This window comes from Ferrimonas balearica DSM 9799 (assembly GCF_000148645.1).
GTDB classification, from domain to species: Bacteria; Pseudomonadota; Gammaproteobacteria; order Enterobacterales; family Shewanellaceae; genus Ferrimonas; species Ferrimonas balearica.
In genome coordinates this window covers 1,396,116-1,415,748 of sequence record NC_014541.1, presented here as the reverse complement: position 1 = coordinate 1,415,748, position 19,633 = coordinate 1,396,116, and the positions used below count along the sequence as shown (strand labels likewise).

Annotated in this window: 18 protein-coding genes; 10 read left to right on the top strand and 8 right to left on the bottom strand. The window is 61.1% G+C overall.

Features of this window, described 5'->3' with window-relative positions; all coding sequences use genetic code 11:
• Positions 1-54: 54 nt before the first annotated feature.
• Positions 55-1,122: an AI-2E family transporter gene (locus tag FBAL_RS06490; RefSeq protein ID WP_013344782.1), complete on the bottom strand. Its 1,068-nt coding sequence runs from the start codon at positions 1,120-1,122 to the stop codon at positions 55-57.
• A 14-nt stretch (positions 1,123-1,136) separates the two neighbouring features.
• A complete protein-coding gene (locus tag FBAL_RS06485; RefSeq protein WP_257605984.1) occupies positions 1,137-1,349 on the bottom strand; it encodes a sulfurtransferase TusA family protein in 213 nt (70 codons plus the stop codon).
• A 163-nt stretch (positions 1,350-1,512) separates the two neighbouring features.
• On the opposite strand from FBAL_RS06485, the gene bepA reads away from it, so the two are divergent.
• From bepA to FBAL_RS06460, 5 genes are all read left to right on the top strand, one after another.
• A complete protein-coding gene (gene bepA, locus FBAL_RS06480; protein ID WP_013344780.1) occupies positions 1,513-2,967 on the top strand; it encodes a beta-barrel assembly-enhancing protease in 1,455 nt (484 codons plus the stop codon).
• Between the two features lie 25 nt (positions 2,968-2,992).
• Positions 2,993-3,346: an arsenate reductase (glutaredoxin) gene (gene arsC, locus FBAL_RS06475; RefSeq protein ID WP_013344779.1), complete on the top strand. Its 354-nt coding sequence runs from the start codon at positions 2,993-2,995 to the stop codon at positions 3,344-3,346.
• Positions 3,343-3,726 (top strand): DUF2069 domain-containing protein, encoded by a 384-nt coding sequence (locus FBAL_RS06470; protein ID WP_013344778.1) that lies wholly within the window; start codon positions 3,343-3,345, stop codon positions 3,724-3,726. Before arsC ends, FBAL_RS06470 begins: the two co-directional genes overlap by 4 nt.
• Positions 3,727-3,774: 48 nt before the next feature.
• On the top strand, positions 3,775-5,748 hold the full coding sequence (locus tag FBAL_RS06465) for a hypothetical protein (RefSeq protein WP_013344777.1): 1,974 nt from the start codon (positions 3,775-3,777) through the stop codon (positions 5,746-5,748).
• Between the two features lie 115 nt (positions 5,749-5,863).
• Complete coding sequence (locus tag FBAL_RS06460) at positions 5,864-6,424, top strand: 2OG-Fe(II) oxygenase (protein WP_013344776.1); 561 nt, start codon at positions 5,864-5,866, stop codon at positions 6,422-6,424.
• Positions 6,425-6,428: 4 nt separating this feature from the next.
• On the opposite strand, the gene FBAL_RS06455 is transcribed toward FBAL_RS06460, so the two are convergent.
• Positions 6,429-8,015: a phospholipase D family protein gene (locus FBAL_RS06455; RefSeq protein ID WP_083771176.1), complete on the bottom strand. Its 1,587-nt coding sequence runs from the start codon at positions 8,013-8,015 to the stop codon at positions 6,429-6,431.
• Between the two features lie 94 nt (positions 8,016-8,109).
• Between FBAL_RS06455 and FBAL_RS06450 the strand changes: the two genes are divergently transcribed.
• Positions 8,110-8,508: a protease inhibitor I42 family protein gene (locus tag FBAL_RS06450; RefSeq protein ID WP_013344774.1), complete on the top strand. Its 399-nt coding sequence runs from the start codon at positions 8,110-8,112 to the stop codon at positions 8,506-8,508.
• A gap of 4 nt (positions 8,509-8,512) precedes the next feature.
• Here FBAL_RS06450 and hda read toward each other — a convergent pair whose 3' ends face one another.
• The 4 genes from hda to upp all read right to left on the bottom strand — a co-directional run bounded on the left by hda (position 8,513) and on the right by upp (position 12,449).
• Positions 8,513-9,220 (bottom strand): DnaA inactivator Hda, encoded by a 708-nt coding sequence (gene hda / locus FBAL_RS06445; protein ID WP_013344773.1) that lies wholly within the window; start codon positions 9,218-9,220, stop codon positions 8,513-8,515.
• A gap of 58 nt (positions 9,221-9,278) precedes the next feature.
• Positions 9,279-10,334, bottom strand: coding sequence for a DUF2066 domain-containing protein (locus FBAL_RS06440; RefSeq protein ID WP_013344772.1), 1,056 nt, complete (start codon positions 10,332-10,334; stop codon positions 9,279-9,281).
• A 173-nt stretch (positions 10,335-10,507) separates the two neighbouring features.
• Positions 10,508-11,764: a uracil-xanthine permease family protein gene (locus FBAL_RS06435; RefSeq protein ID WP_013344771.1), complete on the bottom strand. Its 1,257-nt coding sequence runs from the start codon at positions 11,762-11,764 to the stop codon at positions 10,508-10,510.
• A 58-nt stretch (positions 11,765-11,822) separates the two neighbouring features.
• Positions 11,823-12,449, bottom strand: coding sequence for a uracil phosphoribosyltransferase (gene upp / locus FBAL_RS06430; RefSeq protein ID WP_013344770.1), 627 nt, complete (start codon positions 12,447-12,449; stop codon positions 11,823-11,825).
• Between the two features lie 233 nt (positions 12,450-12,682).
• On the opposite strand from upp, the gene purM reads away from it, so the two are divergent.
• From purM to FBAL_RS06410, 4 genes are all read left to right on the top strand, one after another.
• A complete protein-coding gene (purM, locus tag FBAL_RS06425; RefSeq protein ID WP_013344769.1) occupies positions 12,683-13,720 on the top strand; it encodes a phosphoribosylformylglycinamidine cyclo-ligase in 1,038 nt (345 codons plus the stop codon).
• A 9-nt stretch (positions 13,721-13,729) separates the two neighbouring features.
• Entirely contained in the window at positions 13,730-14,377 is a 648-nt protein-coding gene (purN, locus tag FBAL_RS06420) for a phosphoribosylglycinamide formyltransferase (protein ID WP_013344768.1), read from the top strand.
• A gap of 302 nt (positions 14,378-14,679) precedes the next feature.
• Entirely contained in the window at positions 14,680-16,506 is a 1,827-nt protein-coding gene (locus tag FBAL_RS06415) for a carboxypeptidase-like regulatory domain-containing protein (protein ID WP_013344766.1), read from the top strand.
• Between the two features lie 209 nt (positions 16,507-16,715).
• Positions 16,716-17,462, top strand: a complete 747-nt coding sequence (locus tag FBAL_RS06410; RefSeq protein ID WP_013344765.1) for an HAD-IIA family hydrolase — start codon at positions 16,716-16,718, stop codon at positions 17,460-17,462.
• On the opposite strand, the gene FBAL_RS06405 is transcribed toward FBAL_RS06410, so the two are convergent.
• The gene (locus FBAL_RS06405) at positions 17,459-19,549 is read right to left on the bottom strand and encodes a winged helix-turn-helix domain-containing protein (RefSeq protein ID WP_013344764.1); all 2,091 of its coding nucleotides are present in this window, start codon (positions 19,547-19,549) and stop codon (positions 17,459-17,461) included. The two genes, FBAL_RS06410 and FBAL_RS06405, sit on opposite strands and share 4 nt — an antisense overlap.
• Between the last annotated feature and the right edge of the window lie 84 nt (positions 19,550-19,633).

Sequence of the window (19,633 nt, the reverse complement as noted above, 5' to 3'; positions counted from 1 at the left end):
ATTGATACCGCTAAAGAACCTTGCTCAGCATCCCCCGTTCGGGGGACACCAAAATCACTCCGTATCAGCGACCGGTTGGTGGCTGGGCCAGGCATTCACCACGGCCTTAACCAGGGTGGCCAGCGGGATGGCGAAGAACACGCCCCAGAAACCCCACAATCCACCGAAAATCAGCACCGCCACAATGATGGCCACCGGGTGCAGGTTGACCGCTTCAGAGAACAGCAGCGGCACCAGCACATTGCCGTCGATCGCCTGAATAATGCCGTAGGCCAGCATCAGGTAGCCAAACTCCGGTGAGATCCCCCACTGGAAGAAGCCCACCAGCGCTACCGGAACCGTCACCACCGTGGCCCCAATGTAAGGGATCAGAACCGACAGGCCCACCAATGCGCCCAGCAGGGCGGCATAGCGCAGGTCCATAAAGAAGAAGGTGAGGTAACTGGCGGTACCGATGATCAGGATCTCAATCACCTTGCCGCGGATGTAGTTGCCGATCTGCACATTCATCTCCCCCCAAACCTGCTTGGCCAGGTCGCGGTTGTCGGGGATAAAGCGGCCAAAGCTGCTCATCAGCTCATCTTTGTCCTTCAGGAAGAAGAACATCAGCAGGGGCACCAGAATGGCGTACACCATCAGCGCCACCAGATCGACCAGCGACGACAGTGACTGTGACACCAGGTTCTGGCCGGTGGAGAGCAGGGAGTTGTTGAAGTTGGCCATCAGGCTGGCCAGCTGGTGTTCATCAATCAGGGTGGGGTATTGCTCCGGCAGGGTCATGATAAGATTCTGCCACTGACTCACCATGCTGGGCAGCTCGGTGGCCAAAGCCACCCCCTGACGCCACAACGCCGGCAGCAAACCAAAGGTGGCCACCAGCATCAACCCGGCAAACAGCACCAGCACCAGTGAAGCCGACAGCGTTCGGGGTATCCCCTGCCGGGTCATCCAGCCCACCGGCGACTCCAGCATATAAGCGAACACCACCGCCACCAGCAGGGGCATGATCAAGCTGCCGTAAAAATAAATCACCGCGAAGCCAACCAGCAATATCACCGCCAGAGTCACGGCCTGGGGGTCGGAGAATTTTTCGCGATACCAGTTACGGACCAGATTGAACATGGCTTTCCTTCGGGTTAGGTGTGGGGGTCTGTCAGTTGCAGGGTGAGCCAGGCTTCATCCTCGAGAACCTGATAGGGAATGCCAACCTTATCGAGCCAGCGGGGAACATCTCGACGGCTTCCCGGGTCAGAGAGGAGTACCCGTAGCACCTGACCCGGCGCTCTGGCGCGAATGGCCAGTTTGGTCTCCACCATCGCCATCGGGCATCGTTGCTGGCGAAGATCCAAGATCTGTAAAGGCGCTTGCAATGGTTGGCTCAACGGGGCTGCATATAGGACAGACAAGGATGGCGCCTATTATTGCGTGCCCGGCCCAAAACCACAAACGCCTAGCGGTAATGAAATTTTTGACGGTACACTAGGCGGTAATGACAGGACCAGACAGACGAACGTGAAGAGATTGACCCCCCGTTTCGCCGTGCCCTTGCTGTTTTTTGTGGCGATGGGACTGAGCATCGCCATTGCAAAGGCCGCCAACGAGTTGCCGGAACTCGGCACCGTCGCCTCCGGCGCCCTCACCATCGATCAGGAAAACGAGATCGGTGACGTTTACATGCGGGTGATGCGCAGCCAACTGCCCGTCGTCTACGACCCGGTCATGACCGAGTACCTCAATGACGTCGGACACCGTATTGTCGCGCACGCCAGCAACGTCAAAACGCCCTTCAGCTTCTTCCTTATCAACAACAAGGACATCAACGCGTTCGCCTTCTTTGGCGGCCACGTTGGGGTGCATACCGCCCTGTTCCACTATGCCGACAGCGAGAGTGAACTGGCTTCGGTGCTCTCGCACGAAGTCGCTCACGTCACCCAGCGCCACCTGGCTCGCTCTATTGAGGCCCAGCAGCGCACCGGCCCCGCCACCCTGGCCGGGGTGCTCGGCTCCATTTTGCTGGCGATGGCGGCACCCGAGGCGGGCATCGCCGCCCTGCAGACCACCCTTGCGATTAACGCTCAGGGCCAGATCAACTACACCCGTTCCAACGAATTGGAAGCGGACCGCATCGGCATGCAAACCATGGTGGCTGCGGGCTTTGACCCTTACGCCTCTCCCAGCTTCTTTGGCAAACTGGCGGCCCAGTATCGCTTTGCCAGTAAGCCGCCGGCCATGCTGATGACTCACCCCCTGCCGGAATCGCGGATTGCCGATACCCGAGCGCGGGCGTCCCAGTACCCCCAGCGCAACGTGCCGGACAACCTGATGTTCCAGTTGGCCAAGTCCCGTGCTGAGGTGCGTTTCTCCGCCTACAGCGCTGACCACCTGCTGCACCAGTACGAGCGCCAGCTGGCCCGCAACAACTACGTCTTTAAGGAAGCCGCCCAGTACGGCCTGGCCCTGACCCACTTCCGCATGGAGGAGTACGACAAGGCCGAAGCCCTGGTGGCGGAGCTGCTCAAGCAGGACGACAAGAATCTGTTCTATCTCGACACTCAGACCGACATCCTGCTGGCCACCAACCGCACCAATGAGGCGATTGACCTGCTGGAGCAGGCCCGTAAGAACCGTCCCAACAACGCGGTGATCGACCTGAACCTGGCCAACGCTTACCTGACCGCCAAGCAGCCAGAGAAGGCCCGCGCCATTCTGGAACGCCATCTGATCCTCTCCAAAGACAACATGGTGGTGTATGACCTGTTGGCGCAAACTTACAAAGCGCTGGGCATGAGCGCCGAGCGTCATATGGTTCAGGCCGAGATCCTGGCCCTGCGGGCGGATTACACCCGCGCCATCGACCAGCTTCAGCACGCTTACCGCCAGAGCCGCGAAAACCCGCTGCAACTGGCCCGCATCGATGCCCGCATCAAGCAGCTGCGTGAAGCGGAACAGCAGATGCGCAACCTGTAAAAACAACAACGAGAAAGGACCTCACATGACCACTTCCCCCGTGATCATCTGGCACAACCCGCGCTGTTCCAAGAGCCGTCAAACCCTCGCCCTGCTTGAGGAGCAAGGACTCACCCCCGAGGTGGTGAAGTACCTGGAAACGCCGCCCAGCGCCGAGCAACTGCACGATGTGCTGGCCAAACTGGGCCTCAGCCCGCGTCAGCTGATGCGCACCAAAGAAGCGGAATACAAAGCGCAGAACCTGGCGGATGCGGATGATGCCGCCCTGATCGCCGCCATGGTGGCCACCCCGAAACTGATTGAACGCCCGGTGGTTATCCACGGCAACAAGGCGGCACTGGGCCGTCCGCCGGAAGCGGTGCTGGAGATCCTGGCATGACAGCGATGGCGCCCGGCACCGCCCGCTGGCTCTTGTTGGCGCGCGCAGGCTACCTGCTCAGCCTGATACTTATCCCGCTGTGGCTCTTGGTGATTGACGCCGACAGCCCCTACAGCCTAGGTTTCAGAATAGGCTTGCTGATCCCACTGCTGCTGCCTGCCGTTGGAGTGCTCAAGGGTAAGCCTTACACCCATGCCTGGTCTGGCTTTATCGCCAGCCTCTATCTGCTGTGGGGCGCCACCAGCTGGTGGGTGGCACCGGATGAGCGCGGCATCGGCACCGTGGTGCTGATCACCCTGATGACCTGGCTGCTGGCGAGCACCTACTACGCCCGCCACCGTGGCCGCGAGCTGGGACTAGGCTTGAAAAAGTCCAAATAACCCGACCCTGGCCAGACTGCGAGGGTCCACAACGACAGGAGTCGAAGTATGACCAGATGGACATTGGCCCCCCTTCTGACCCTCGCCCTGACCGCCTGCGGTGGCGGCGATGATGGTGGGGATAACGGTGGAGGTACAGGCCCGGTGGTCCCGCTGCCGGATGGCGTCACCATCATCCTCTCCGACAGCGAGGAGCGCATCGGCGCCGGTTCCGCCGTCGCCCTGTACGCCGAGCCGGAAAACGGTAACAGTCGCGACTACCGCTACCAGTGGCGCCAGCTCAGCGGCAGTGACGTCGACATCACCAACCCCCGCTCACCCATCGCCGCCTTTGACCTCCCAGAGACCGGCAGTTACCAGTTCGAAGTGACCCTGACCGACCGCAGCGGCGAGACCCTGGTGGAGTCCATCAGCTTCTCCGCCGGCGGCGCCAGTGCCAACCTCAGCGTCTCCCGAGACCATATGGTGACAGAAGGTAACCGGGTCAGCCTGCGGGTGCAGTCCCGCCTGTTCACCAACCCGGACAGCGGCGAACGCAACTGGGTATTGCCCGCCAATATCCAGTGGGAGCAGGTCAGCGGCGCCGCCGTCTCCAACGTCGTCAACGAAGAGCCGGAACTGCTGCTGTTTTCCACCCCCGCCGTCGGTGAAGATACCCTGTTGACCTTTAAGGCCACCGGCACCGTCGAAGGCGACATCCAGGTGGAAGACACCGTCTGGGTACTGGTGACCGCCGAAGCCGCAGTGCCCGATGAATCGCTGATGGGCCTGGTGGCCGACGGACTCAACAAGCCCGGTTTTGCCCGGGTTCAGTCCTACCGCAGTGACAGTCCCTGGGCGTCCGCTCTGGAGCGCTGTGTCTACAACCCCATCATCACTGACCCCTGTGCCCTGAATGACCTGCCCCTGACCGGCACCGAAGCCGGTGGCGACCCCAGCCTCGATCAGGTGCTGGACCGCGTGGTGGTCTCGCACCCCTGGATGGGCGAGCAGTTCGAAGCCTTCCTGCGCCAGCAGGAACAGAACGGCAATACCGATTTCCGCCGCCTGCTGGGCGCCGTGACCGCCGTGGTGATCAGCTACGATGTGCGCCCCTCCTTCTACTGGGTGGTGACCGGAGCCATCTACCTCGACCCGGAAGATCTGTGGATGACCCCGTGGCAGCGCGACAGCATCAATGAAGCGCCGGATTACCGCAGCGGCTTTGGCTCGGAGTTGCAGTTTATTATTCCCTGGCGCTACACCTTCGAGAATGAGTACGCCAGCCTGTTCTACCCACAGTGGGCCCGGGTTGAACGCCCCATGTCCGGACTGGAGCCGGACCTGGCCAGTCTGCTGTACCATGAACTGGCCCATGCCAACGACTTCTTCCCCCGCTCCATCCAGCCGGGACTCAGTGCCCCGACCCTGTGGGACGCCTATCTTGAGCGGGATGCGGATGGTATTGTCTCTGACGATCTGACCAACATGTACGCACTGCGTAGCGCAGAGATGTTTAGCCTGGCCGGCGTCAACTTCCAGGGCGACAGCCCCACCGTGGCCGAGCGGAACTACACCCCCGCCGACGTCACCGGGTTCTTCGAGCCGGACCGGGCCAGCGACTTCTACGCCTACTCCACCGAGCGGGAAGACCTGGCCATGCTGTTCGAGGAAGCGATGATGCAGCACCGCTATGGCATCCTGCGTGATGTGGCGGTAACCAGCACCCGCTCGGCGATCCCGGAGCTGGACCTGATTGTCGATTGGGGCCAGCGGGGCCGTATCGGTGAGACCAAGCTCGATGAGCGGCTGAAACTGGTACTGAACGCCCTGCTGCCGGAAGAGGTGGGGCTGGTGGACACACTGGACACCCCCATCCCGATGCGCCCCGGCGAGAACTGGTTCGACAATATCGACCTGAGCGCCCCCGCAGCAGAGATTCAGCTGGCACCGCAACGCCAGTCTCTGGCACCGGCGGCCGCCGAGGGACGCTGGTCCAGCGGGCCGCGCCACCGGCATCACCTGCCCGGGTTAACGCACTGAGTCACCACACCGCGAAACGGGGCCGACTGGCCCCGTTTTTTTGTGCGCGGTCGCCGCCCTGCTCGGTCGACAACTGGGCTACAGTTCAGACACCTATCCCCATTTCGGAGTCACCATGACTCAACCGATTGAGGGCTTTGACCGCCACGTGGTGCATCAGCCCTGTTTCAGCCCCACCGAGATGGCCAACATCATCGCCGCCGCCGATGCGGACCTGATGGACGGCACCATCGCCGGCCAGGTGGGCGACAACAGCATCCGCCGCTCCAAGGTGCACTGGCTGGATAAGCAGACGTTTGACTGGGCCTATCGGCGGCTTTGGAAGGTGGTGGAGACCCTCAATCGTCAGCACTTTGGCTTTGATATAGAGCGCTTTGAGGGTCGGTTTCAGGTGGCGCGCTACCACCAGGACGATGAGGGGTTTTACACTTGGCATATGGACGCGGGCCAGAAAACCGCAAACCGGAAAATCAGCATATCGGTGCAGCTGACTCCGCCTCAGGACTACCTTGGCGGAACCCTGGAGTTCTTCTACACCAACAAGAACAAGCCTGCCCCCACCGATCACGGCAGCATCGTCGCCTTCCCCAGCTTTGTGATGCACCGGGTCACCCCGATAGAGCGCGGGGTCCGTTACAGCCTAGTGGCCTGGGTGGTGGGGCCACGCTGGCGTTAGCCGATCAAAGCATTCCTTCCGGTACGATGTAGCGCATAAAGCCGGTGCTGAAGCGGGTCCACCAGCTGGTGTCCGGCTCCCGGTCAAAACGCACCATCTCACCATCATGTCGGGTGACCCAAACCAGATCGCCCTCCTCCAGAGTGACCTGATAGGCCTTATCCAGAATCAGGCGGTCCAGATCCGCAGAGATCTTCTTGGCGTATTCGGGGTTGTGGATCAGCACCCCGATCTCGGTATTGAGCACCGCAGAGCGGGCGTCCAGATTAAAGGACCCGACAAACAGCCCCTCCTCCTCAAACACCATGCTCTTGGCGTGCAGACTGCCACGGGAGGCGCCCTTCCAGAAGGGCTCCTTATCCTTCTGCTGCTCGGTTTCCGTCTCCAGCGGCGCCTTGTATTCAAACAACTCAACGCCGCCCGCCACCAGCGCTTCGCGGTAGCGCATATAACCGGCGTGCACCACCGGCACGTCATTGGCGGCCAGTGAATTGGTGACGATGCGCACCCGTATGCCCCGTTCCACCATATTGACCAGGTACTGGGTCAGGCGCTCACCCGGGACAAAATAGGGCGAGATGATCAACAGGTCATGCTCAACCTGAGCCATCACCTTCAGCAGTTCCGGGGCCAGGTGCGTGTCGCTGGAGAGCTTGAGGCCCCCCACCTTACCCGGGTCATCGTAGATCAGCTTGGCCTGGCCCCATTCAAAGTCGTCACTCTCCAGTGACCGCAGCTTTTGGACGGCCCCGGCTAACCCCTGCGCATACCGACTTTTTTTCGCCTGTTCCAACTGCGCTTCGGAAGCCCGGCGGAATCGGTTAAGGTCTGCCACCGTATCGCGGCCATTGGCAAAGCGGTCCATGGGGTAGGCCCAGGGGCTGTTCCAGTACAGGTCAAACTGCACCGACACCTCATCCACCACCGCGCCCTGGCACAGCACATCCAGATCGCCGAACACCACCTCTTCGGTGGCATTGAAGTATTCATCGCCGATATTGCGTCCCCCCAGCACCGTCAGGCGATTATCCGCGGTGATGGTTTTGTTGTGCATGCGCCGGTTTACCCGGCCAAAATCGGTGAGAAAGCCGGACACCCGGCTGGTGCGACTGGCAAAAGGATTGAACAGCCGCACCTCGATATTGGGGTGGGCATCGAGCCCGAACAGGGTGTCCGCCTTACCGGCGGTGTCCAGGTCATCCAACAGCAGGCGCACCCGGACGCCCCGATCCGCGGCATGCAGCAAGCGGTTCAGCAGAGTGTCACCGGTCAAATCCTGATGCCAGATGTAGTACTGCAGGTCGAGGCTCTTCTCGGCGGCCTCAATCATCCCCAGCCGCACCACAAAGGCGTCCATCGGGTCACCCAGCAGTAACGCCCCCGACAGGCCCGGGTGCGCGGCGATATCATCGGCGGTGACCTCAGCCAACGCGGTATTGGCGGTATCCCGTATCGCCCAGCTGGCGGGCGCCGGTTCCCGTTCGGGCAAACTGGCGCAGCCACTCAGTACCGCCGCCAGCATCAACAGCGCCGCCCGCCCCAAGCGGACCAGACCGGTCCGATTCACTCTGCACTTGATGGTCATCATCATCCTGACATTACAACGCGTTGCCTAAGTATTAGCGTCTTTGGGGGCAACGGGGCAAGGGCCTATACTGAGGCCAGTCAAATAAAGGAGTGTTCCCATGATGCCATTGCTCCGCCGAATCGCCCTGCTGCTGCCACTGGCCGTGGTATTGAGCGCCTGTGGCCCCAGCCCCACCCTGAAGGTGGATGAAGAACACGAAGGCCGCAGCCTGGTGATGAAAACCGGCCAGTCGTTGATTGTCAGCCTGGAGGCCAACCCCAGCACCGGCTTTGGCTGGTATCAGGCCGATACCTCAGCACCGGTTCTGGTGATGGAGGGCGAGCCGCACTTTGTCCCCGGAGAGGGGGCGGAGCTGGCCGGCGCGCCGGGACGGCAGGAGCTGCACTTTGTGGCGGGAAAGAAAGGGGCGGTGACGCTTAAGCTCACCTATGGCCGGGCCTGGGAATCCGGAGCGCCGGCCGATAAGCACTATCTGTTGCAGGTGACGGTGGAGTAAGCCGTTACAGGTGCAGGGTCTCTTTAACGAAGGGGATGGTCAGGCGCCGCTGGGCCACCATTGAGGCTTTATCGAGCCGGTCCAGCACCTCAAACAGGGTACGCAGGTCTCGCGCCAGACGGGTCATCAGGAAGCGACCCACCTCCTCTTCCAGATCCAACCCGCGCATCTTGGCGCGCCGCTGTAAGGCCGCCAGCTTGGCGTCGTCGGACAGCGGGTGAAGCTGGTAATGGATGCCCCAATTCAGGCGCGACACCAGATCCGGCAGCAGGAAGCCAGCCTGATTGGCGGGGGCCCGGGCTGACACCACCAGTCGACAGGTCCCCTTCTCACGCACCCGATTGTAGAGGTTAAACAGTGCCTCTTCCCAGATGGGATGGCGGCACACCTCATCAATGTCATCCAGGCACACCAAAGACAGGTCTTCCAGGCCATCCAGAATGGCCGGAGACATGGAAGCGTGGATGCCCAGAGGCAGATAGAAGGTGGATCGACCCAGTTCGCTGGCGTACACGCAGGTGGCGTGCAGCAGGTGGGTGCGACCGGATTTCCCGCTGCCCCACAGGTAAGTTACGGTTTCCCCCTCGCCGGCCGCAGCCTGGCGCAGTGAATCGATCAGTTGCTGATTGCCCGCAGGGTAATAACTGCGGAAGGTTTCATCATCAGGCAGATGGACGGGCAACGACAGCTGTGTCGGGGCACGGGATGTCACTAGGCAGAGAAACTCCAATCAAACGAACCGGGCCAGTTTAACACGGCCCGGCCAGGGATCAGCGATCCTCCCAGCGATAGCGGGGTTGATCGCCGAGATCTTGTTCAAAACCGTCATCAGCGCCCACCAACTGAACGCGAGACTCCAGCGAAAGCAGTTGATCCAGCTCATTCATGCCGCCGATCAACTCCACCTCAAAGGTGATGGTACGCCCCATGACACTGTGAATGGTCAGGTCTTGTACCGGCGCCAAACTGCGCAGATAGCGCTCCAGCGCCACCAACTGGGTAATATTGCCTTCGATCTCGAACACCAGTTGGGTTTCGCCGCCACCCTCGCCCGCTACCGCGGCATAACGCCCGGCGTAATACGCCGCCAGATCCGCCATCATGGCCGAAAGCGCGGCTTCACGGCTGTCGGCCGTGCCGTTACGCTGCACCAGAGCACGGTGCAAACCAAACTCAGACTCCGCTTTGGGGGCGTACAAACTCATTTGGTAGCCCCACTGCTGCCCCTGATTGCTGACTCGGCCGCTGACAAAGAAGTCCGGGTTGTATCGCGCACTGGCGGTGGCGATGGGACCAACAAAGTTGCCCCAGACATCATTGATGCTGACCGCCATGGAATCCTCCAGATCAAGGATCGGCATCGTCAGTGGCAGGCCGCGCTGCTTGGCGTCGTCCTGCAACTGAGCGGTCTGTTCGGTGGTGTCACTGAGCAGGATACGCCCCTCTTCAGTGTCGTCCATCGCCAACCACATCAGGGTTTCCGGGCGTTGCGCGCCCCACACCGGCAGACGGGCAGCCTGCAACTGCTGGTTGATGCGCTGGCCATCAAAGCTGACCTCCAGCGTCAGGGGAGTGCCACCCTGGTAGCCGTAACTGAGCAGCATATTGTTGGCCTGGCGCAGCAGCGGCTGCGCTTCAGGGCGGGATGCGATGGTGGCGTCGCCGGTGACACGCACCAGCACCTGCGCCAGGGCATCGGCAATGGCCGCCTTCTGATCGGCGTTGCTGCGGGAGGCCACAGGCACTTCACCACGGTAGAGATCCGTCACTTGCGCGGCCATGGCAGTCATGGGCAGGCAAAGCAGCAGGGAAAGGAGGAATCGCACAGTCAAAGCTCTCGTTGCTGAGTCTGAGCGAAGTCTACCATAGCCAGCCGCGTATTGGCCCCTTGTGGCGAGGGTAACGGGCTATCGCCACAACAAAATTTGCGCGCTTTCACTCAACATTCCGGCACAAAAAAGGGAAGCCCGTGGGCTTCCCTCTCTGCCATGCCAATCTGTTAGCGGGACTTAGGCAGCAGCAGGTTCAGCAGAATGGCGGTGATGGCACACAGGGCGATGCCCTCCAGCACAAACTCACCCATCGGCAGCGCCATGCCACCGATGCCAAATACCAGGGTCACGGCCACGATCACCAGGTTACGGGATTCGCTCATGTCCACCTGGTGCTTCACCAGAGTATTCATGCCCACTGCGGCGATGGAGCCGAACAGCAGAATCATGATGCCGCCCATCACCACGGTGGGCACGGTCATCAGGAAGGCACCGAACTTGCCGATCAACGCCAGGGTGATGGCGGACACGGCGGCCCAGGTCATCACTTTCGGGTCGTAGTTCTTGGTCAGCATCACCGCGCCGGTCACTTCGGAGTAGGTGGTGTTCGGCGGACCGCCGAGCGCAGCCGCAGCGGTGGTGGCCAGGCCATCACCCAGCAGGGTGCGGTGCAGGCCCGGCTTCTTGATGTAGTTTTTACCGGTCACGCTGGAGATGGAGACCATATCGCCGATGTGCTCCACCGCAGGTGCAATGGCCACCGGCAGCAGGAACAGAATCGCCTGCCAGTTGAAGCTCGGGGCGGTGAAGTCCGGCAGGGCCAGCCAGGCGGCGTCGCGAACCGGAGTGAAATCCACGATACCAAACGCCAGAGAGAGGGTGTAACCCACCACGATGGCGCACAGAATCGGCAGCAGGCGCACCATGCCTCGGCCACAGATCGCGACCAGCAAAGCGGTCAGCAGGGTCGGCAGAGCGATGGCCAGCGCAGTGCCGGTGGGCACCACCTGATTGTCACCCTGATAACCCAGCGCCATGGACACCGCCACCGGAGCCAGGGACAGACCGATCACCATGATCACCGGGCCGACAACCACCGGCGGCAGGTAGCGGTTGATCGCTTCCACGCCACCCACACGGGCCACCTGGGACAAGATGATGTAGACCAGGCCGGCCACCATCAGGCCGCCCATGGTGTCGGAGATGCCCCACTGCGCCACACCGTAGGAGATGGGGGCGATAAAGGCGAAGGAGGAGGCCAGGAACACCGGCACCTGGCGCTTGGTCACCAGTTGGAAAATCAGGGTGCCGATACCGGCAGTAAACAGCGCAACGCTGACGTTCAGGCCGGTCAGCAGGGGCACCAGCACCAACGCACCGAAGGCAACGAACAGCATCTGGCTGCCCGCCAGAACCTGACGCCAGGTGGCCTGGGGTGGAAGGGTGTGGTCTGCCGCAGCGCTGGCGGTAGAGTGAGATTGCATGGAAGACTCCGTGTTTTTGGCAAAAAAAGGGCGCCGTTCCCGGCGCCGCTGTCTGGAATTATTTCGTTCCGAAAATCTTGTCACCGGCATCGCCGAGACCGGGCAGAATGTAGCCCTTGTCGTTCAGGCACTCGTCAACGGACGCGGTGTACATTTCGATGTCCGGGTGCGCCTCTTCCAGCGCTTTGATGCCTTCCGGCGCGGCAACCAGTACCAGCACCTTGATGTGCTTGCAGCCGCGCTTCTTGAGCAGGTCCAGGGTGGCGATCATGGAGCCGCCGGTGGCCAGCATCGGGTCAACCACCATGGCGATACGTTCATCGATGTTGGAAACCAGCTTCTCGAAGTACGGTACCGGCTCAAGGGTTTCTTCATCGCGGTAGATGCCCACAACGGACACTTTGGCAGAGGGGATGTGCTCCAGCACACCGTCCATCATGCCCAGACCGGCGCGCAGAATCGGCACCACGGTCACTTTTTTGCCCTTGATCTTGTTCACCTGGATCGGGCCGTTCCAACCTTCGATGGTCACGGTCTCGGTTTCGAAGTCGGCAGTGGCCTCGTAGGTCAGCAGGGCAGCCACTTCGCTGGCGAGTTCACGGAAGCGCTTGGTGCTGATTTCCGCTTCGCGCATCAGGCCAAGTTTATGTTGAATAAGGGGGTGCTTGACTTCGGTGACCTTCATCGTCATCTCCAGGTTTCGCCAGACAAATTAGCGGAATTTTAGCCCGAACTCTCTCACTGGCGGAAGATCCTCACGTGATTCTTGGTTCAGGAATGTGATCCTGCGCGGGCGTTGACGAATCTCTGCACCAAATGGCCTGACGCTTGGGTATCCCCCGCGCAACTGGTAGAATGCGCGCCAGAAAAACACCCTACGTCTAATAAATAAAAACACTCATTATTGAGGCCACCTCTGTGACTACCCAAAACCCTCTGAGCTACAAAGACGCCGGCGTTGATATCGACGCGGGTAATGCCCTGGTCGACAACATCAAATCCGCCGTTAAGCGCACCCGCCGTCCGGAAGTGATGGGCGGCCTCGGCGGTTTCGGCGCCCTGTGTCGTCTGCCCCAGGGCTACAAGAAGCCGCTGCTGGTGTCCGGCACCGACGGCGTCGGAACCAAGCTGCGTCTGGCCATCGACCATCAGCGTCACGACACCGTGGGTATCGACCTGGTGGCCATGTGCGTGAATGACCTGATTGTTCAGGGCGCTGAGCCGCTGTTCTTCCTCGATTACTACGCCACCGGCAAGCTGGATGTGGACGTGGCCACCTCCGTGGTCACCGGCATCGCCGACGGCTGTGAGATGGCCGGTTGTGCCCTGATCGGCGGTGAGACTGCCGAGATGCCCGGCATGTACGAAGGCGCCGACTACGATATGGCGGGCTTCTGTGTCGGTGTGGTGGAAGAGGACGAGGTGCTGGATGGCACCAAAGTGGCCGCCGGCGACACCCTCATCGCCCTGGCCTCCTCCGGTCCGCACTCCAACGGCTACAGCCTGATCCGCAAAGTGCTGGAGCGGGTAGAGTCTCCGGCCGACGTCGAAGTGGGTGGTCAACCGCTGATCGACGCCCTGATGGCGCCGACCAAAATTTACGTTAAGTCCGTACTCAAGCTGCTTAAGGCCCACGACGTACACGCCATCTCCCACATTACCGGTGGTGGCTTCTGGGAAAACATCCCGCGTGTACTGCCGGACAACGCCAAGGCCGTTATCGACGGCAACAGCTGGGACTGGCCGGCGGTGTTCCACTGGCTCAAAGCCACTGGCAACATCACCGAGCATGAGATGTACCGCACCTTTAACTGCGGCGTGGGCCTGGTCATCGCCCTGCCCGCCGCGCAAGCCGAAGCCGCCGTCGCGCTGCTCAATGGCGAAGGCGAACAGGCCTGGATCCTGGGCCAGATCGCCGACCGTCAGGGCGACGAAGGCCAGGTGGAAATCAACTAAGGAAACTCGATGAACGCTATCCGCATCGCCGTACTGATCTCCGGTAACGGCAGTAACCTCCAAGCCATCCTCGACGCCTGCCAGGCGGGCGAGATCAACGGTGAGGTGGTGGCCGTGGTGAGCAATAAGGCCGACGTTTACGGCCTCACCCGTGCCGAAGAAGCCGGTGTCCCGGCTCTGGTGGTTGCCCCCCAGGCTGGTGAATCCCGTGAGGACTATGACGCCCGCCTCGACGCTGAGCTGAGCCAGCTCAATGTTGACCTGGTGGTGCTGGCCGGCTTTATGCGGATCCTGTCTGAAGGTTTCGTAAACCGCTTTGCCGGCCGGATGCTCAACATCCACCCGTCACTGCTGCCCAAGTACACCGGCCTCAACACCCACCAGCGTGCGCTGGATGCCGGTGACGAGGAGCATGGCTGTTCCGTTCACTTCGTAACACCGGAACTGGACGGTGGCCCGGTGATTCTGCAGGCCAAAGTGCCGGTATTCGAAGGCGACGACGCCGACGACCTGGCCGAGCGTGTGCACACCCAGGAGCACCGCATCTACCCGCTGGTGGTGAAGTGGTTCGCCCAGGGCCGCCTGACCATGACCGACGGTAAGGCGCTGTTCAACGGCGAAGTGCTGCCGGTTGCTGGCTACGCCTCTGAAGACTGAGCCGACACCGCACCTCAAGAAAGGGAGCCTTTGAGCTCCCTTTTTTTATCCTCATCTGACGCGCTCTGACTGCCCACCCGCGCTCTGGTGATCGGGATCACAAAGCGCATCTGTACTCCCACATTCGACGGTGACCTGAAGCCGGACTTGCCCTACTCTTCCGCCACTTTTTGCTGATCTGTCAGCCCCCTACCCCACCATGGACGGTTGCAACCCTGTGCCATGCAGTCCGACAGCACGTTGCGAACCGGGACGGTTCCGCAGCCGGCGGCCTCTGCAGGCGGTTTTTGAATGACTCCCCGATGATTCGTCACTCTCTCTCCATGATTGCGTTGTCCCTGCTGCTGACCGGCTGCGGTGGCGGCAGCTCCGATGAAGGCCAGGATTCTGGCCTGGCTATGCAGGGCACTCTGCAGGCCGATAAGCACCTGTTCAACCCGGCCGCGATGGCCCGCATCAGCCGTCCCCATAACTTTGCTGACCTGCTGGCCCAGGGAGAACAAGGCGAGGCCGATCTGGCCACCTGGCATGTCTGCGGCGACCGCTACAACGACGAAGTGCCCAGAGCCCGCTGGAACCTGGACACTGACGGCGACCTCAAGCCGGACCTGAACCTGACCGACGAAGAGGGCAACCTCTACTACAACATCGATCTGGATAATGACGGCTGGGCCAACATCAACCTGCTGACCCACAACGAGGGTATCCACCTCAACGTGGACACCAACTGCGATGCTAAGGCCGACGTCAATATCGACCTCAACTTCGACTATAAAGCCGACCTCAATATCGACGTGGACGGCGATATGGTGGCCGACCGCCTGATCGACATCGACGGTGATAACCTGCCGGACTTCTCCTTTACTGACACCGGTGGCGTGCTGCTGTCCGGTGTCCCGGTGAAGCTGACCGGTAAGTATGGCGAGTTCGAAGCCGTCACCGACGAGAACGGCCGTTTTGAGTTTGAACGCATCCCCACCGGCGAATACCGCCTTGAGGCCGATGCCCTGGCCATTGACGGTTCCAAAATCTGGACCCGCACCCTGATCACCCTGGACGAATTTAACGACTCCATCGGGGCCTTCCGCATGCACCAGGACCCCATCATCACCCAGATTGAGGTGGATGGTGTGGCTCAGGAGACCCTGACTCAGCAGGCCAATGCCTGGCCGGAGCACGGCTATTCCATCGGCGACAGCGTCACCCTTGCCATAGTGGTGGAGGATCCCAATCAGCGTCCGCTTCAGGCATACAACGAACCTGACTTCCAGTCCCCCGAAGTGCTGCCGGGCAACAACGGTCGCTTTGAGATGACCTACCAAATCACCGAAGCCGATGCCCAAAGCGAAGCCAAGGGGATCCAGTTCTTCTACTTCAACGACGATGGCTTTATGGGCTTTGACGGTCAGGTGGATGGTCGTGCCTACTTCAGCCTGCAAATGGCCGACTATGTCGAGGCCGAGCCGCTGACCATCAAGCGAGTGATGGTGGGTGACGAGGTGTATGAGAACGTCGACCAGCCCCCCTACTTCCTGGTTCAGCCAGAGACGCCGGTCGCCGTGGACGCCCAACTGTGGCTGCGGGTCGAGGTTGAGGGCCCGGCTGAGCGCCAGAGCTACTTCTCCTACATGGGCCTGGGTCACGACAACGTGACGTCAGAGAGCGATGAGATCCTGTTCGACGGCACCCTGGCGGCGCCGCGTTATGTCTACAAGGTGCAGTACTCCACCTGGACCGATGGCATCCCCAATGGCGAGAGCGCGGAGATCTGGCTGAAGCTGGATACCGACAAACAGCCGGCCACCGTACAATCCCTGCTGATCAACGGCGCCGACAGCAAAGACCTGATGGGCCGGGTGGGCCAGACGCTGGTGCTGGAGCCGGTGATCAACAACCCCAATGGCGACGAAGTGAGCTGTAAATTCGAGCGCCACGGCAACTTTGGCCCCGGTGCCGACAGCGGCCTGATCAGCGACTGGGGCGCCTGCCAGGCGACCTACACCCTGGTGCAGGCCGATGCAGTGGATATGTTTAACTTCGTCATCAGCGTCCGCAACGACGACGGCATCCTGTCGGAGCACTGGGACTACGACGACTCCCGTGGCTTTGATGTGAGCGTCACCCAGTAATCGGTCTTCGTGATAAGGCGCCTTCAGGCGCCTTTTTTTGTGCCCGCTCAAAGCGAGAATGCAAAGTGGTTGGACAATCGCAATTGGCCGATACTGAGCAAATCCCGCCCAGTTACCTACCCGTCATCCGATAGCGGTTGCCTGCGCCATTCAGTGCGCTATGGTGAAGACCAACCCTGAGGATTTTGAAGTGGTTACAAGGAACGCCCATGAAGAGTGTGATTTGCGATATCGATGGCGTGCTGCTGCACGACAATAAGCTCATCCCCGGCTCGGACAAGTTTATCGCCCGGGTGCGTGAGCAGGGCAATCCTTTGGTGCTGCTGACTAACTACCCGGCCCAGACCGCTAAGGACCTGGTCAACCGCCTCGATGCAGCTGGGATCGAGGTGACGGAAGATCAGGTCTACACCTCGGCCATGGCCACCGCGGATTTCCTGCGCCACCAGGACGGCAAGAAAGCCTACGTGATTGGCGAAGGCGCCCTGACCCACGAACTGTACAAGCAGGGTTTCACCATCACCGACATCAACCCGGACTTTGTGATTGTGGGGGAAACCCGCAGCTTTAACTGGGACATGATCCACCGTGGCGCCCGCTTTGTCGCCGAAGGCGCTCGCTTTATTGCCACCAACCCGGACACCCATGGCCCCAACCACAGCCCCGCCTGTGGTGCCCTGTGTGCCCCGATTGAGCGGATCACTGGCAAGAAGCCGTTTTACGTCGGCAAACCCAGCGCCTGGATCATCCGCTCAGCCCTCAATCATCTTGGTGCCCACGCCACCAACACCGTGATCGTGGGGGACAACCTCAAGACCGACATCCTGGCAGGCTTTCAGGCCGGTCTGGAAACCGTGATGGTGCTGTCCGGTGTCTCCAAGATGGATGACCTGGATAAACACCCGTTCCGTCCCAACCACATCTTCCCCTGCGCGGCCGAAATCGACGTGATTTAACGCAGCACCGGGTCCTGCAGGCGGAGAATGTCCACCTCCGCCTGCTGGGTCTGGGTCATCAATACCCGCCCATCCGCCAGCGGCACGACACTGGCACTGCGCTCCACCGCCCGTTGACTCTGGCGAATCAACGCCTCGCTCCTGCCGGTCACCAGGTCATACTGGTGCAGCTCCAGATAATCCCCGCCACGGCGCATAAAGAACAACGTCTTATCACGACGGGCCCAGGTGTAGGGCAAGCCAAATTGGGACGGTTCCAACAGCAGCTGAGGCGGCTGCTCCGGCTTGGTCATATCCAGTTCATAGAGACGCCCGTTATGGCGGCTGTTGCCTTCGCTGAACCAGATGCGCCCCGGCGCCACCATCTGGGCATAGCGGCCCGGTCGGGTCGTCAGCAGGCTCGGTGAGCCTGCCAGCGGGAACCAGGCCAGCGCCCGCTGATCGTCCGCCAGCACTGAGGCGATCACCGCCTGATCATCCAGACTCCAGCTCGGCTTAAAGTGGTCGCGGTAGGGGCTGGGCAGCGCGCGGATCTGCCCGCTTTCCAGATCCATGACGTAAAGCTGGTTGCCCTGCTCCCCCGGGCCAAGGAAGGCTAATGAGTGGCCGTCGTGGGACCAGGCGGGATGCCGCAACTGGCTCTCCATCCGGGTCAGTTGCCGCCGCTCCCCATCGGCGTCCTGCAGCCAGATTTCGTAGTAGCCGCTCTCATTCGACACATAAGCCAGCCGGCCACTGCCGGGCTCCAGCGCCGGGTCCTGGTGACTGGCTTCCGAGCGCAGATAGGGCTCGTTGTGGTTGAGATCGCCCCGGGCCAGAACACTGATGTAGTTGGCGTGGTCCCAGGAATGGAACACGACCTGAGGCTGCCCCGGCACTTTGCGGGGGTAGCTGAGCCCGGCGATGGGCAGGGACTGGCGCTCACCGCTGTCGACATCCAACAGATAACCGCTGCGGATGCGCGAGCGCTGCGAAGCAAACAGGGCTCGACGCTCGTCCAGCCACTCCATCCCCCGCACATCCTCAAAGGCAAAGGTAAGCTGGCGCTCCTCCCCCGTCTCAAGGTGGTGCAGAAAAATCACCTCTTTGCTGTTGGTGGCCCGACGGCTGATCAGCAGCTTTTTGCCATCGTCGGCAATGGCCACATCCCGGTCAACCAGCTCACAAGCACTGCCCGAACAGGGCACCGCGCGCGCCGGACTGCGCCCATCCAGAGGCAGCACAAAGATCTGGTTACGGCCATCTTCCGCCTCCCCCAGGTAAGCGAGCAGTCGGCCATCCACGCTCAGATCCAGCCCCACGGCCGTGCCCACCGCACAGTCCGCCAGCTTAGTCACCGTATTCGTCGCTAACCGGTGGCGTACCAGATGGCAATAATCTCGCCCACTGCGGGCGTACACCAAAGTGCGCGCCTTGGGCCCCCAATAGGCGCGACCATCCTGGTCCGGACTGTCGGTCAGCTTACGTGGGGGCAGGTCGGGCTGAGTCAAATCCTTGAGATACAGCTCGCTGGGTTGGGTGTAGCGGTTCCAGTAGTACACCAGATAGCGACCGTCCGGCGATGGTGCCGGAAACAGTTCACGGCCTGGAGTCCGGGTCAGGGAGGTGAGCTGCCGGGTCAGCTTATGGTGATCAGTGGTGGCAAAGTGCCAGAACAGGTAGGTCAGCGTAGCGCCAACGCCCAGTGCCAGGGCCAGGCTGGCCCGCATCAGCCAGGAAACCCGACGCCGGGTTTCCAGAGGTTTCAGCGCTTTGTGTTCCAGTGGATCGGGGCGCACCTTGAGGCGATAGCCGCCCTTGCGCAACGTCTCGATCCACTCACGGTCGGGGTCCACCTGAGCCAGCGCCCGGCGCAGGTGCCAGATCGCGTTAGTCAGCGCCTTGGCACCGACAAAATGGTTGCCCTCCCAGATGGTGTCGATCAGGTGATCGCGACTAACCACTTCCGGATAGTGTTCCGCCAACTGATACAGTACATCAACGAATTTGGGCTGCAGTGACAGGGTCCCCAGACTCTCACAACTGAGGGTTCGCTTGACCGGATCCACCCGACAATCCCCCAGCTGAAACGCCACCGGTATCTCCATTTCCCCTGTACTCCCTGTTCCCCATTCACCAAGAATCCAATGTTAACCAACTGATAACAAAAAGATAGATATTAAATAGAGAGA

What these genes read in the sequence shown, in the direction of transcription:
- FBAL_RS06490 (WP_013344782.1), bottom strand. Translation starts at nt 1,122, where the DNA reads ATGTTCAATCTGGTCCGTAACTGGTATCGCGAAAAATTCTCCGACCCC.
- FBAL_RS06455 (WP_083771176.1), bottom strand. Translation starts at nt 8,015, where the DNA reads ATGATGATGACCATCAAGTGCAGAGTGAATCGGACCGGTCTGGTCCGC.
- FBAL_RS06410 (WP_013344765.1), top strand. Translation starts at nt 16,716, where the DNA reads ATGAAGAGTGTGATTTGCGATATCGATGGCGTGCTGCTGCACGACAAT.
- FBAL_RS06415 (WP_013344766.1), top strand. Translation starts at nt 14,680, where the DNA reads ATGATTCGTCACTCTCTCTCCATGATTGCGTTGTCCCTGCTGCTGACC.
- FBAL_RS06405 (WP_013344764.1), bottom strand. Translation starts at nt 19,549, where the DNA reads ATGGAGATACCGGTGGCGTTTCAGCTGGGGGATTGTCGGGTGGATCCG.
- arsC (WP_013344779.1), top strand. Translation starts at nt 2,993, where the DNA reads ATGACCACTTCCCCCGTGATCATCTGGCACAACCCGCGCTGTTCCAAG.
- FBAL_RS06470 (WP_013344778.1), top strand. Translation starts at nt 3,343, where the DNA reads ATGACAGCGATGGCGCCCGGCACCGCCCGCTGGCTCTTGTTGGCGCGC.
- FBAL_RS06465 (WP_013344777.1), top strand. Translation starts at nt 3,775, where the DNA reads ATGACCAGATGGACATTGGCCCCCCTTCTGACCCTCGCCCTGACCGCC.
- FBAL_RS06450 (WP_013344774.1), top strand. Translation starts at nt 8,110, where the DNA reads ATGATGCCATTGCTCCGCCGAATCGCCCTGCTGCTGCCACTGGCCGTG.
- purN (WP_013344768.1), top strand. Translation starts at nt 13,730, where the DNA reads ATGAACGCTATCCGCATCGCCGTACTGATCTCCGGTAACGGCAGTAAC.
- upp (WP_013344770.1), bottom strand. Translation starts at nt 12,449, where the DNA reads ATGAAGGTCACCGAAGTCAAGCACCCCCTTATTCAACATAAACTTGGC.
- FBAL_RS06435 (WP_013344771.1), bottom strand. Translation starts at nt 11,764, where the DNA reads ATGCAATCTCACTCTACCGCCAGCGCTGCGGCAGACCACACCCTTCCA.
- FBAL_RS06460 (WP_013344776.1), top strand. Translation starts at nt 5,864, where the DNA reads ATGACTCAACCGATTGAGGGCTTTGACCGCCACGTGGTGCATCAGCCC.